The organism is Sphingobium phenoxybenzoativorans, assembly GCF_001757355.1.
GTDB classification, from domain to species: domain Bacteria; phylum Pseudomonadota; class Alphaproteobacteria; order Sphingomonadales; family Sphingomonadaceae; genus Sphingobium; species Sphingobium phenoxybenzoativorans.
This window is the reverse complement of sequence record NZ_MINO01000088.1, coordinates 1-13,055: the sequence shown is the minus strand read 5'-3', so window position 1 is coordinate 13,055 and position 13,055 is coordinate 1. Positions and strand designations below refer to the sequence as shown.

At 66.5% G+C, this 13,055-nt stretch carries 11 protein-coding genes; 8 read left to right on the top strand and 3 right to left on the bottom strand.

What is annotated here, in order from left to right:
• Together BHQ40_RS21940 and BHQ40_RS21935 are read right to left on the bottom strand one after the other, a co-directional pair.
• On the bottom strand, nt 1-222 hold a 222-nt coding region (locus tag BHQ40_RS21940), incomplete at its 3' end, for a hypothetical protein (RefSeq protein WP_139139420.1).
• Nucleotides 219-935 carry an ABC transporter ATP-binding protein gene (locus BHQ40_RS21935; RefSeq protein WP_070157923.1) on the bottom strand — a complete coding sequence of 239 codons (717 nt, stop codon included), beginning with the start codon at nt 933-935 and terminating at the stop codon, nt 219-221. The genes BHQ40_RS21940 and BHQ40_RS21935, both read right to left, overlap by 4 nt.
• Before the next feature lie 103 nt (nt 936-1,038).
• On the opposite strand from BHQ40_RS21935, the gene BHQ40_RS21930 reads away from it, so the two are divergent.
• The 6 genes from BHQ40_RS21930 to BHQ40_RS21900 all read left to right on the top strand — a co-directional run bounded on the left by BHQ40_RS21930 (nt 1,039) and on the right by BHQ40_RS21900 (nt 10,192).
• Nucleotides 1,039-1,644, top strand: coding sequence for an arylesterase (locus BHQ40_RS21930; RefSeq protein ID WP_253183441.1), 606 nt, complete (start codon nt 1,039-1,041; stop codon nt 1,642-1,644).
• A gap of 434 nt (nt 1,645-2,078) precedes the next feature.
• Nucleotides 2,079-2,600, top strand: coding sequence for a Clp protease/crotonase-like domain-containing protein (locus BHQ40_RS21920; RefSeq protein ID WP_070157925.1), 522 nt, complete (start codon nt 2,079-2,081; stop codon nt 2,598-2,600).
• A 294-nt stretch (nt 2,601-2,894) separates the two neighbouring features.
• Nucleotides 2,895-6,197, top strand: coding sequence for a transglutaminase family protein (locus BHQ40_RS21915; RefSeq protein WP_070157921.1), 3,303 nt, complete (start codon nt 2,895-2,897; stop codon nt 6,195-6,197).
• 19 nt (nt 6,198-6,216) lie between these two features.
• On the top strand, nt 6,217-8,703 hold the full coding sequence (locus BHQ40_RS21910; RefSeq protein ID WP_070157920.1) for a circularly permuted type 2 ATP-grasp protein: 2,487 nt from the start codon (nt 6,217-6,219) through the stop codon (nt 8,701-8,703).
• Nucleotides 8,700-9,602, top strand: coding sequence for a transglutaminase family protein (locus BHQ40_RS21905; protein ID WP_070157919.1), 903 nt, complete (start codon nt 8,700-8,702; stop codon nt 9,600-9,602). The genes BHQ40_RS21910 and BHQ40_RS21905 overlap by 4 nt, the downstream gene beginning before the upstream one ends.
• Nucleotides 9,603-9,898: 296 nt before the next feature.
• Complete coding sequence (locus BHQ40_RS21900; RefSeq protein ID WP_070157918.1) at nt 9,899-10,192, top strand: hypothetical protein; 294 nt, start codon at nt 9,899-9,901, stop codon at nt 10,190-10,192.
• 105 nt (nt 10,193-10,297) lie between these two features.
• Here the strand turns inward: BHQ40_RS21900 and BHQ40_RS21895 are convergent, their stop codons facing one another.
• Nucleotides 10,298-11,329, bottom strand: coding sequence for an acyltransferase family protein (locus BHQ40_RS21895; protein WP_070157924.1), 1,032 nt, complete (start codon nt 11,327-11,329; stop codon nt 10,298-10,300).
• Nucleotides 11,330-11,499: 170 nt separating this feature from the next.
• Here BHQ40_RS21895 and BHQ40_RS21890 point away from each other — a divergent pair, with 170 nt between their 5' ends.
• Together BHQ40_RS21890 and BHQ40_RS21885 are read left to right on the top strand one after the other, a co-directional pair.
• Entirely contained in the window at nt 11,500-12,741 is a 1,242-nt protein-coding gene (locus BHQ40_RS21890; protein ID WP_070157917.1) for a BtaA family protein, read from the top strand.
• Nucleotides 12,741-13,055, top strand: a 315-nt coding sequence (locus BHQ40_RS21885; RefSeq protein WP_139139417.1) for a class I SAM-dependent methyltransferase, incomplete at its 3' end; no start/stop codon positions are given. The genes BHQ40_RS21890 and BHQ40_RS21885, both read left to right, overlap by 1 nt.

The following is a 13,055-nucleotide window of genomic DNA, read 5'->3' as shown; positions in this document are numbered from 1 at the left end:
GGCGCGTTCGATGGCGTTGGCGGGGCGCTGGTTCAGGTCGAAGGCGATGTCGCCGCCAAGGATCGCCTGCCCCTGCCCGGCAAGCGCCGCGTCGATCGCGGCACCGAGGCTGCCGACGCCCGCCAGCGCCGCAACGCCCAGGAACAGGCAAATGGCGAGCAGGCGCAGGCCGGTGAGGCCGCCGCGCAATTCCCGCACCGCCATGCGCAGGGCAAGCATCATGCGCGCCCATCTCCGTTCTGCCCATCGCCATTCCGGTCGCTGATCACCACGCCGTCGCGCATCGTGACGATGCGGTCGCAGCGGCGGCTGAGCGCTTCGTCATGGGTGATCATCACCAGCGTCGCGCCGGTTTCCCGCTGGCGCGCGAACAGCAGGTCCATGATCGACTGGCCAGTGGCGGCGTCGAGATTGCCGGTCGGCTCATCCGCGAACAGCAGCGCCGGGCGGGGCGCGATCGCGCGGGCGATGGCGACGCGCTGCTGCTCTCCGCCCGAAAGCTGCGCCGGATAATGGGAGAGGCGGTGGCCGAGGCCGACGGCGGCCAATTCCTTCTCCGCCCGCGCAAAGGCGTCCTCCACGCCGTCCAGTTCCAACGGAACCGCCACATTCTCTATCGCGGTCATGGTGGGGAGCAGGTGGAAAGCCTGAAGCACGATGCCGATCCGGCCGCGCCGGGCCAGGGCAAGCCCATCCTCATCCAGCGCGCCGAAATCCGCATCCGCGACCCGGATGCTGCCCCCCGTGGCGCGCTCCAGGCCGGAGAGGACCGCCATCAGCGAGGATTTGCCGGAGCCGGAGGGGCCGAGCAGGGCGAGGCTTTCGCCGGATGCGACGTCCAGATGGATGCCCTTCAATATGTCGACGCGCGCGGAGCCTTTTCCCAGCGACAGGGTGACATCGCGGGCTTCGATCACGATATGAGGCTGATTCATCGACGGAGAAGGCTTTCGGATGCGGAATGATCGGGGACTATATGGTGCAGTGCGGCGCACGATCCAAGTGATGACCCAAGGGATGCTTGCGATTGTGTTGGTTATGCTGACCGCCGCCGCGCCCGCCCATGCCGCGGACAAGGTGATCCTGGCGTTCGGCGACAGCCTGACGGCCGGATATGGGCTGAAACCGGCCGAAGCCTTCCCCGCGCAACTGGAGGCGGCGCTGCGCCGGGACAAGATCGCCGTGCGCGTGCAGAATGCGGGCGTGTCCGGCGACACCACGGCGCAGGCGCGGGCGCGGCTGGACTGGGTGTTGCGGTCGATGAAGCAGAAGCCCGATCTGGTGATCGTCCAGCTTGGCGGGAACGACATGCTGCGCGGGATCGACCCGGCGCAGACGCGGGCGAACCTGTCGGCGATCCTTGCCGAGCTGAAGAAGCGGAAGATGCCGGTGCTGCTGGCGGGCATGCTCGCCGCGCCCAATCTAGGCAGCGATTACGCCAGAAAGTTCAACCCCATCTATCCGGCGCTGGCCAAGCAATATGGCGCCGCGCTCTACCCCTTTTTCCTGCGCGGGGTGACGGGAAACCCGAAGCTGCTGCTGAAGGACAATATGCATCCGACCGGGCCGGGCGTTGCGGTTGTGGTGCGGGGCATCGCGCCGAGCGTGAAGAAGGCGCTGGGGCAGGCCGGCATTCAGCGCTGACGGCCTGCAAATGGCGATTTTCCGAACTTCCGGTGCTCACGTACTTTTTGTACGCTCCGCTCCGGATTTCAGAAAATCACCATTTTCGCCACGCCATCATCTGAATGCCGGTTCGCCCTCCGGGAAATAAGTTCGTTTCTCCTGCAACAAAGGCCGCCGAGCGCCGTTTAGGGCCAGTCCTGACAGACAGCATGTGCTCCTGCGAAAGCAGGAGTCCAGCTCGGAGCTTGGAACTGGGCTCCTGCTTTCGCAGGAGCACGCGGCCGCTCGACAGGACAAGTTCCTGAGCGCCTTGCGGCGCATTCACGCATGAGAGGTTCATGACCGACACGCTTTTTGCCCCCGCTCCTCCAGCCAACGCAACCGCCGCCCAGACTCCGGTTGCTCCCTATCCCGAAAACCTGACGCCCAGGGATTTCGAATTCCCCGCGATCATGCTGAGCGGGCCGGTTGATTATAATATGTATACGCATTTCCGGAACATGCTGTCGCAAGCGCCGCAGCAGGGGCTGGTTGCGGTGGAGCTGTCCACGCTGGGCGGCGACCCGGAGGTCGCGCGGATGATGGGCGAGGACATCCGGTTCCACAGCGACATGCACCCGGAGCGGCGGCTGGTGTTTCTGGGCAAGACGGCGATCTATTCGGCCGGCGCGACCTTCATGAGCTTCTTCGCGCGGCAGAACCGTTACCTGACACGCGGCACGCGGCTGATGATCCATGAGCGGATGCTGACCAAGACACTGAACGTGCAGGGACCGCTGACCACCTGCATCGCGTCGCTGAAAGCCACGATCAACGAGATCGAGGCAAGCATCGCCATCCAGAATGAAGGGTTCGCCAATCTGGTGGTGGGATCGACGATCACGCTGGACGATGTGCTGCAGCGGGCGACGGAGAACTGGTATCTGGAGGCGCAGGAGGCGCTGAATCTGGGGCTGGTGGAAGCGGTGATTTGACCGCTTAGCTAGCGATCTTACATCCGTTCGGGCTGAGCTTGTCGAAGCCCTGCACTCCCCTTCAAGAAAGGACAGCCCTTCGACAAGCTCAGGGCGAACGGGTGTAAGGGAAGCCGCCTAACTTACATCGTCATCCCGGCGGAAGCCGGGACCCATCTCGCCTCCGGGTCTGTTACTCTCATGGGAAAGATGGGTTCCGGCTTTCGGCGGAATGACGATGGAGGGAGGGGGCCGCTCTGTTCCACACCGCATTTCTTTGTTGCATCGCAGCAGCGGATGACGTTTGCTGGAGAAATGCTGAAAGCGGGCCTGCACCACCTTACGTCCTACAAATATAGCCGGCCGATCCGGCTAGGGCCGCAGGTCATACGGTTGCGACCCGCGCCGCACAGCCGGACGAAGATTCCCAATTATGCGCTGAAGATCGAGCCGGCGGGCCATTTCCTGAACTGGCAGCAGGACCCGCATGGCAACTGGCTGGCGCGGATCGTGTTTCCCGATCCGGTCGACCGCTTCTCGATAGAGGTCGACCTGCTCGCCGATCTGGACATCATCAACCCGTTCGACTTCTTCGTCGACCCTTATGCGGAGGAGTATCCCTTCGCCTATGACGAGGGGCTGGCCGCGGACCTTGCCGCCTATCATGACGTCGAGCCGCAGGGGCCGTTGTTCGAGGCGCTGGTCGCCGAGCATGCCGGTCATGAGGGCCGGACGATCGATTTCCTGGTGGAGATCAACGCGGCGCTGCAGAAGCGCATCGGATACGTCATCCGCATGGAAAGCGGCGTGCAGACGCCGGAGGAGACGCTGGAGGCCGGCATCGGCTCCTGCCGCGACAGCGCCTGGCTGCTGGTGCAACTCTTGCGGCGGCTGGGCTTCGCGGCGCGGTTCGTGTCGGGATATTCGATCCAGTTGGTGGCGGACGTCGAGCCGGTCGAGGGGCCGAAGGGCGTCACGCAGGATGTGGTCGACCTGCACGCCTGGGCGGAGGCCTATGTACCGGGCGCGGGGTGGATCGCACTGGACGCGACATCGGGCATGTTCGCGGGCGAGGGGCATATCCCACTGTGCGCGACGCCGCATTACCGGTCCGCCGCGCCGATCAGCGGCATGGCCGAACCCGCCGAGGTCGATTTCCATTTCGAGATGAGCGTGTCGCGCATCGCCGAAGCGGTGCGGATCACCAAGCCCTTTACCGACAGGCGGTGGGATGCGCTGATGGCGCTGGGCGAGACGGTGGATGCCGACCTGAAGCGCCAAGACGTGCGGCTGACCACCGGCGGTGAGCCGACCTTCGTCGCGGTGGACGGGGGCGAGGCGCCGGAGTGGAATGGCGACGCGGTTGGACCGACCAAGGCTGGCTATGCCGACAAGGTGGTGCGCGAACTGCGCGAGACCTTCGCGCCGGGGGCGCTGCTGCATCATGGGCAGGGCAAATGGTATCCGGGCGAGAGCCTGCCGCGCTGGGCCTATGCTATCTACTGGCGCGCGGATGGCGTTCCGGCGTGGCGGGACGTGTCGCTGATCGCCAATGAGGATGCGGCCGGGCTGCCCCCGGCCACGGCGGAGATGGCGGCGGCGTTCCTGGACGCGATGGCGGCGGGCCTTGGCGTCGACCGGGATTATGTGCGGCCGGTGTTCGAAGATGCGCTGGCCTGGTCGGTGAAGGAAGCCGATCTGCCGGAGAATACGTCGCCGGAGGACCCGAAGATCGACGACCCCGAAGCGCGGGCGCGGATGGTGCGCACGTTCGAGCGGGGGCTGTCCAATCCGGTCGGCTATGTCCTGCCCGTCCAGCGCTGGCAGAGCGAAGTGAAGGCGAAGGCCTGGCAGAGCGAGATATGGAATGTGCGGCGCGGCAAGCTGTTCGCGGTGCCGGGCGATTCGGCGTTGGGATACCGCCTGCCGCTCGGCTCCCTGCCCTATGTGCCGCCTTCGGACTTCCCCTATATCCATGCGCAGGACCCGAGCGAGGATCGCGAGCCGCTGCCCGATTTCCGCGAGCAGCGCGCCGAGCGGGTGGGCGCTGCGGAGGGCGCCGACGCGCAGGAGCGGGTCGAGCAGAAGATCATCGAGGGCGCGGTGCGGACCGCCGTGACGGTGGAACCGAAGGGGCATTTCCTGTCCGTATTCCTGCCGCCGGTAAAGGCGCTGGACGATTATCTGGAGCTGATCGCCGAGGTCGAGGCCGCCGCCGAGCAGATGCGCGTGCCGGTGCGGATAGAGGGCTATGCACCGCCGTCCGACCCGCGCCTGAAAGTGCTGAAGGTCACGCCCGACCCCGGCGTGATCGAGATCAACGTGCAGCCGGCGGAAAGCTGGGCCGAGACGGTGAAGATCACCGAGGAAGTCTATGCCATCGCCCGGCGCAACGGCATGACCGCCGACAAGTTCATGGTGGACGGGCGCGCGATCGGCACCGGCGGCGGCAATCATCTGGTGCTGGGCGGGCCGAGCCTGAATGACTCGCCCTTCATCCGGCGGCCGGACCTGCTCAAGAGCTTCGTCATCTACTGGCAGCGGCATCCCGCGCTCAGCTATCTTTTCTCCGGCCTGTTCATCGGCCCGACCAGTCAGGCGCCGCGCATCGACGAGGCGCGGCATGACGGACTGTTCGAGCTGGAGATCGCACTGGCCCAGGTGCCCAAGCCCGGCGAAGGGGAAACTCCCCCGCCATGGCTGGTCGATCGCCTGTTCCGCAACCTGCTGGTCGATGTGACGGGCAATACCCACCGCACCGAAATCTGCATCGACAAGCTGTTTTCGCCCGATGGGCCGACCGGGCGGCTGGGTCTGGTCGAGTTTCGCGGGTTCGAGATGCCGCCCGACGCGCAGATGAGCCTGGCGCAGCAACTGGTGCTGCGCGCGCTGACCGCGTGGTTCTGGCGCGAGCCGTTGCAGGGCGGGCTGGTGCGATGGGGCACGACGCTGCACGACCGGTTCATGCTGCCGCATTTCGTGTGGAGCGATTTTCTTGAGGTGCTGGGCGACCTGAAAGGCGCTGGCTATGATTTCGACCCGGCCTGGTTCGAGGCGCAGCGGCAGTTCCGCTTCCCCGTGCATGGCGCGGTCGAAGCGGGCGGCGTGACGCTGGAGATCGCCCATGCGCTGGAGCCATGGCATGTGCTGGGCGAGACGGGCGCGATCGGCGGCACGGTGCGCTATGTTGACAGTTCGACCGAGCGGCTGCAGGTGCGGGTCGCGGGCCTGAATGCCGAGCGGCATGTCGTCACCTGCAATGGCCGCCGCGTGCCGATGACCGCGACGGGCGTTCCGGGCGAGGCGGTGGGGGGCGTGCGGTACAAGGCGTGGACGCCGGCAAATTGCCTGCACCCCCGCCTGCCCTCCAACGCGCCGCTGACCTTCGACATACTCGACACATGGAGCGGACGGTCGCTGGGCGGGTGCGTTTATCATGTCGCGCATCCGGGCGGACGCAATTATGATGACGTTCCGGTCAACAGCTATGAGGCCGAAGCGCGGCGCAAGGCGCGGTTCCAGGATCATGGCCATACGCCGGGCGCGGCGGCGATCCCGCCGGAGGAATATCCGGGAGAGTTTCCGATGACGCTGGACCTGCGCCGGCCGCCCCGCTGACCGTGGCCGCAGACTGATCATGGCCGAGGATATGCTGACCGCGCCGAGGGAGGACGCCCTGCTCCGCCATTATGTGACGGATGCGGCGGGCGGCGACCTGATGCTGGAGGCCGCGCCCGACATGGCGGTGCACTGGCGCGCCATGCTGGCCGGGCTTGCCGTGGCGGGCACAGGCGATTTCGCGCCCCTGCAGGACCGGGTCGCGCGGCAGGTGCAGGATCTGGGCATGGCGTTCCGCCTTGCCGGGGAGGATGACGAGCGGAGCTGGCCGCTCAGCCCCATCCCGCTGCTGATCGGCTCCGACGAATGGGCCGGGATCGAACAGGCGATGGCGCAGCGCGCCGACCTGCTGGAGCAGGTGATCGCCGATGTGTACGGGGCGCAGATGCTGATCAAGTCCGGCGCGATCCCCGCGCCGGTGATCACCGGCAGCACCCATTTCTGGCCGCAGATGGCGGGCGTGACGCCGCCGCACGGCCGCCACCTGCATTTCTACGCCGCCGACCTGGCGCGCGGGCCGGACGGGGAATGGCGGGTGCTGGCCGACCTGTGCCGGACGCCGACGGGCGCGGGATATGCGCTGGAGAACCGCCTGGCCCTGTCCCGCGCGACCGGCGACCTGCTGAGCCGCATGAATGTGCGCCGCCTCGCCCCCTTCTTCGCCGCGTTCCGGCAGGGGCTGGCGTCCGTTTGTGAGCGGACCGACCCGCGCATCGCCCTGCTGACGCCGGGGCGCTTCACCCAAAGCTATGCCGAGCAGGCGCATCTGGCCCGCTATCTGGGCTTCCTGCTGGTCGAGGGCGACGACCTGACCGTGCGGGACGACCGCCTTTATGTGCGCACGATAGAGGGCATCAAGCGGATCGACGCCGTGTGGCGTCGGATGGACACCAGCCTGCTGGACCCGCTGGAGTTCGACGCGCGGACGCGGATCGGGGTGCCCGACCTGTTTCACGCCTTCAGCAATGGCGGTCTGGCCGTCGCCAACTGGCCGGGGTCCGGCATCATCGAATCGCGCGCCTTTGCCGCGTTCCTGCCAAGGCTGGCGCAGGAAGTGCTGGGGCAGGACCTGCTGCTGCCCAATATCGCGACATGGTGGTGCGGCCAGCCGGCGGAACGGGCCAAGGTGCTGGCCGACATTGACAGCATGGCGATCGGTTCGGCGTTCGGCGAGGCGGTGGCGGGACTGGACGATGCGGGGTCGCATATCGGCGAAAGCCTGCGCGCCGACCAGCGCGCCGCGCTAATGGAGGGGATGGAGCGGCGGCCGATGGACTATGTGGGCCAAGAGCTGGTCCGCGTATCGACAACGCCCGCCATATTGAACGGCCGGATGGTCGCCCGCCCCTTCACCCTGCGCGTGTTCGTGACGCGCGACAGCAAAGGCGGATGGCGGACGATGCCGGGCGCGTTCGCGCGGCTTTCCGCCCATGGCGACGTGCGCGCGGTGCTGATGGGCGAGGGCGACCTGTCCGCCGACGTGTGCATCGTGGGGCATGCGCCGCAATCGCCGGTCTCCCTGCTGGACTCCAGCCCCTCCCCGCCGATCCGGCGGATCGCGGGGACATTGCCCAGCCGGGCGGCGGACAATCTGTTCTGGCTGGCCCGCTATCTGGAGCGGGGCGAGAATACGCTGCGCGTCGTGCGCGCGCTGCTGGGCGGATCGATAGAGGCGGATGGCGGATCGGCGCTGGACCAGGGCACGATGGGCCGGATGACGGCGATGCTGGTGGCGTCCGGCGCGGCGCGGCAGATCGACCTGGCGGGATCCGTGACGGCGCTCGCCCGCGCGGCGATAGGCAGCAGCGAGGATTTCGGCAGCGTCCATTCCCTGATCGGCAACGCCCGCGCGATCGGGCAGGGCATGCGGGACCGGCTGGCGATGGATTTCTGGCGGCTGCTGGCCAAGCCGCTCGCCAAGCTGGAGCAACAGGCGGCCGAACCGATGCTGGAGCGGCTGGCCGACCTGCTCGACCGTTTTTCGGCGCTGTCGGGCCTAGCGGCGGAGAATATGGGGCGCAGCCATGGCTGGCGCTTCCACGATCTGGGGCGGCGGATCGAACGGGCGGTGACGATCTGCCGTCTGCTCAAAAGCTTTGCGCATGACGAGGCGAGCGCCGACGACCTTAACGTCCTGCTCGACCTGTGCGACTGCCAGATCATGTACCGGATGCGCTATTTGTCGGGCATCTCCCTCTATCCGGCGCGCGACATGCTGGCGCTGGAGGCGCAGAATCCGCGATCTCTGGCGTTTCAGATGGCGCTGATCGTCGAGCATCTCGCCGCCCTGCCGTCGCTGCGCGACGACGGCATGCCCGAACCGCCGGTGAAGATCGCGGCGACGGTATCCGCCCTGCTGGCTTCGGCGTCGGCCGAGACGCTGGGGAGCCAGGCGCTGGAGGAGATGGAGCAGCATCTGCTGGCCCTGTCCGACGCCGTTGGCGCGCGATTCTTCCTGCGCGGCAAGGAGGCGGAGCGCGCCGCCGGGGTGACGCGGCTGGCATGATCTATCGCGTCAACCATGTCTCCCGCATCCATTATGGCGCGACCATCGGCAATGCGCGGTTCAATGTCCGGCTGCAGCCGTGCCACTGGCCGGGGCAGGTGATCGAGGGGTTCGGCCTGACCGTCAGCCCGTCGCCGCGCAGCCTGTCCACCCGCGCCGGTCCCTTCCCGGTGAATGTGACGCGGGTGGTGATCGACGAGCCGCTGGACGCGCTGGAAATCCGCAGCCAGTTCATCGCGACCATCGACGACACGCGGCCGGAGATATTGCCGTCCGACCCCACGGTCGCGGCCGTGGCGGCGGACGCCATCGCCTTTCCGGGGCTGGGCGGCACTGCGCCGGCCAATTTCCTTTTCCCCTCCCCGCGCGTGCCCGCCCTGCCCGATATCGCGGCATGGACGGCGGCGTGGCTGACGCAGGACAGGCCCGTACTGGAGGCGGGCTTTGCGCTGTGCTGCGCGATCACCGACGGGTTCCGGTACGACAGCGCCGCCACGGATGCCGACACGCCGCTGGCCCAGGCCTTTGCGATCCAGCGGGGGGTCTGCCAGGATTTCGCCCATATCCTGATAGGCGCGCTGCGGTCGGCGGGCCTGCCCGCGGGATATGCCAGCGGCTATCTGCGCACCCTGCCCCCGCCCGGCCAGCCGCGGCTGGCGGGGGTGGACGCCATGCACGCCTGGGTGATGCTGTGGTGCGGGCCGCAGCGGGGCTGGATCGGCCTTGACCCCACCAACCGCTGCATCACCGGGCCGGACCATATCATCATCGCGTTCGGGCGGGATTATTCCGATGTCGCGCCCATAGACGGGGTGTTCATGGGCAAGACCGCCCAGTCGCTGGATACCTCCGTCGATGTATCGCCCCACTCCGAATGGGCGGCGGAAAGCGCGAGTTGAGAGGAAGGGGCCGGGGATTTGTCGCCTGCGCGGCAGATTTCTGACGGTTCGCGTGTTCCTGCGGAGGCAGGAACCCAGTTCCGGCATCCGAACTGGGCTCCTGCTTTCGCAGGAACACGGGTGATCACAGTAATCCCTCCTTTGAGGGAAGGAATCGCCGCAAATCGCTCATTCCAACGCGGCAGAATACCCGGCGGGCGTGTTGCGCTTCCCCTGCGGATCGGCGGGCCATAGCCTAAACCCCCTTGAATACGGAGTTTTCGCTGGTCTATCATGGTTAACAGGGGACAAGCGACATGACGAACGATCTGGAAGTCCGGTGGGATACCGCCGACAATATGGGCTGGGACCTGCAGATCCATGTCAATGACGGCGGGTCGCTGCTGCTCGCCCTGATCCACCGCACCCTGATCGACAAGGCCGCGCCCGGCGTTGAGGGCGATACCGTCACCAAGGCGGGCGCGATCCGCGACCGGGTGGAGGCGGCGATCGCCTCAGCCTATCAGAACCAGCGCTTTTCCTCAATCTATGAGGCGGGGAGCGCCTTTGTGATGCATCGCGGGCTGACGATCACGGCGGCGGATTTTTAGGGGTAGCGCCAAATTCCGTTCGGGCTGAGCCTGTCGAAGCCCTGCACTTTCTTTTGAAGAAAAGGACAGCCCTTCGACAAGCTCAGGGCGAACGGAGTATAGCTTTTACTCCGCCGCCGCTGGTTCGCCCACGGGTTCCCGCCGCCGTTTCCACCAGGCCATGATCGCCTTCGCGGCAGGTTTTTCGACATAATGATTGACGGCCGCGCCCAGGCTGATCGCTATCGCGATGGCGAGCGCGAAGCCGAGCCAGGGGCTGAGGCCCGCGGCGTCCGCCTTCAGCATCACGACGAAACCGATATTCTGATGCACCAGATAGAGGGAATAGCTGATCGAGCCGATCCAGAGCAGCGGGCGGACGCAGAGGAAACCGAGCTTCCCCTCCACCATCGCCCAGAAGCAGCCGACGAGCAGGACGCCGACCAGCAGCAGATCCGGCGTGTCGAACAGCGCGATGGTGAGCAGCACGGCGGCGAGATAGGGCATTTGCTGCGTCCAGCTTCGCTTGCCCGCCCAGACGCGGTAGCTGAGCATGCCGATCGCGAAGAAGGGGATGTAGCGCAGCACCAGCAGCATCACGATGCGTTCGGGCATGCCCGGCCAGAAGGCGAGCAGCCATTTGGCGGCGAGCCAGAGCAGCAGCACCGGCTCCAGCCGTTTCGTCCCCGGCCCCTTCCACAGCATCAGCATCGACACGTAGAAGGCGATCTCCACCGTCAGCGTCCAATAGGCGCCATCGACCGCCTGAAGGAACACGAATCCCTCCAGCATGGTGACGTTCGCGACGATATCCAGCGAGGGGATTTGCAGCGCCGTGACGCGGCCGAGATATTCGACCGTCAGCGTCAACAACATCGCCACCCAATAGGCCGGATAGAGGCGGGAGAAGCGGTTCAGGAGAAAATCCGGAACCGTCCGCACCTTGTCCAGCGTGAAGAAGATCGCGAAGCCGGAAATGGCGAAAAACAGCAGCACCCGGTAATTGCCGCCGAAAAAGCCGAAAGGCACATGCGGCGCGTCCGGGAATTTTTCGTGAAAGCGCGTGGTGTAATGGAAGATGACGACCGCCAGCGCCCCGATGCCGCGCAGGGCGTCAAGTTCGGTCAGCCGCCGCTTCTTTCCCAGTCCCGCGTTCATATTCGGACGCATTTAGGCAATCTGGGTTAACAACCCCGTAATTACGGTGACGGAACAATTTGCCGCATGCGCGGAACGAAACTGTCGCATCACTGACCGCGAAACGTCATCGCGCGGTCACGGGCGGGCGCTAGGTGGCGGCGATCCCATGCATCACAGGACAACCCGTCATGGCCTCTCCCTCCCCCCGCATCGCCACCCAGCGCGCCGTCGGCGACGCCGTTCACCGGCACGGCAACCTCAGCAAGAGCGGCGTATTGGAACGCACCTTCTCGCTGGCGTTCCGGGGGCTGGTCTATGCGCAGATCTGGGAGGACCCGGTCGTCGACATGGAGGCGCTGGAGATCGGGCCGGACAGCGACGTCATCACCATCGCCAGCGGCGGGTGCAACATGCTGTCCTACCTGACCGCCGATCCCCGGTCAGTGACGGCGGTCGACCTCAACACCGCGCATGTCGCGCTGGGGCGGCTGAAACTGGCGGCGGCGCGGCATTTGCCCGATCATGCGGCGTTCCAGCGCTTCTTCGCCCGGTCCGGCCAGCGCGAGAATATCGAAGCCTATCAGGCGTATGTCCGCCCGCATCTGGACGAGGTGTCGCGGCGCTACTGGGAGGGGCGCGACCTGACCGGGCGGCGGCGGATCGGCGCGTTCGGGCGGAATTTCTACACCAAGGGGTTGCTGGGCCAGTTCATCGGCGGCGCGCATCTGGTGGCGAAGCTGTACCGCGTCGACCCGCGCGAGATGCTGGATGCGGAAAGCGTGGAGGAGCAGCGCCACATTTTCGAAACGCGCATGGCCCCGATCTTCGAGAAGAAGTTCGTGCGCTGGCTGACGCAGCAGCCCGCGTCGCTGTTTGGCCTGGGCATTCCGCCGGCCCAATATAGCGCACTGTGCGACGGCGAGGCGGAGGGTATGGCCGCCGTGCTGCGGCAGCGGCTGGAGAAGCTGGCCTGCGATTTCGACATCCGGCAGAATTATTTCGCCTGGCAGGCCTTCGGACGGGGCTATGGCGATGCGGCCGAAGCGCCGCTGCCCCCCTATCTGGAGGAAGCCCATTATGGCGACATTGCCGGGCGCGTGGACCGGATTTCCATCCATCACCGCAACTTTACCGACCATCTGGCGGCGCTGCCGGACGGGGCGTTGGACCGCTATATCCTGCTCGACGCGCAGGACTGGATGACAGACGAGCAACTGACCGACCTGTGGACCGGCATCACGCGCACGGCCCGCCCCGGCGCGCGCGTCGTGTTCCGCACGGCGGCGCGGCCAAGCCTGCTGCCCGGACGGTTGCCGCAGGCGCTGCTCGACCAGTGGCGTTATGAGGAGGCGCGGTCGGAGGCGTATACCCGCCGCGACCGGTCGGCCATTTATGGCGGCGTCCATCTCTATGTGCTGAAGGACCGGTGATGCTGGACCGTGCGGGAAGCGTCCGGGCCGAAGGCATAGCCGCCGATCATGGCGCGCGGATGGACGGCATCTACCGCACGCAGCGGCACATATATGACGCGACCCGCAAATATTATCTGCTGGGCCGGGACAGGATGATCCGGGCGCTGGACGCGCAGCCGGGATGCAGCGTGCTGGAGATAGGCTGCGGCACGGGGCGCAACCTGATCGCGGCGGCGAAGGCGTGGCCGGGCGCGCATTTCTGCGGGTTGGACATCAGCGCGGCGATGCTGGAGACGGCCTCCGAAGCGGTGGTGAAGCGCGGCCTGGGATCG

Excerpts from the sequence above, each read along its gene's own strand:
- BHQ40_RS21935 (WP_070157923.1), bottom strand. The coding sequence starts at position 935 with ATGAATCAGCCTCATATCGTGATCGAAGCCCGCGATGTCACCCTGTCG.
- BHQ40_RS21930 (WP_253183441.1), top strand. The coding sequence starts at position 1,039 with ATGCTGACCGCCGCCGCGCCCGCCCATGCCGCGGACAAGGTGATCCTG.
- BHQ40_RS21920 (WP_070157925.1), top strand. The coding sequence starts at position 2,079 with ATGCTGAGCGGGCCGGTTGATTATAATATGTATACGCATTTCCGGAAC.
- BHQ40_RS21915 (WP_070157921.1), top strand. The coding sequence starts at position 2,895 with ATGCTGAAAGCGGGCCTGCACCACCTTACGTCCTACAAATATAGCCGG.
- BHQ40_RS21910 (WP_070157920.1), top strand. The coding sequence starts at position 6,217 with ATGGCCGAGGATATGCTGACCGCGCCGAGGGAGGACGCCCTGCTCCGC.
- BHQ40_RS21905 (WP_070157919.1), top strand. The coding sequence starts at position 8,700 with ATGATCTATCGCGTCAACCATGTCTCCCGCATCCATTATGGCGCGACC.
- BHQ40_RS21900 (WP_070157918.1), top strand. The coding sequence starts at position 9,899 with ATGACGAACGATCTGGAAGTCCGGTGGGATACCGCCGACAATATGGGC.
- BHQ40_RS21895 (WP_070157924.1), bottom strand. The coding sequence starts at position 11,329 with ATGAACGCGGGACTGGGAAAGAAGCGGCGGCTGACCGAACTTGACGCC.
- BHQ40_RS21890 (WP_070157917.1), top strand. The coding sequence starts at position 11,500 with ATGGCCTCTCCCTCCCCCCGCATCGCCACCCAGCGCGCCGTCGGCGAC.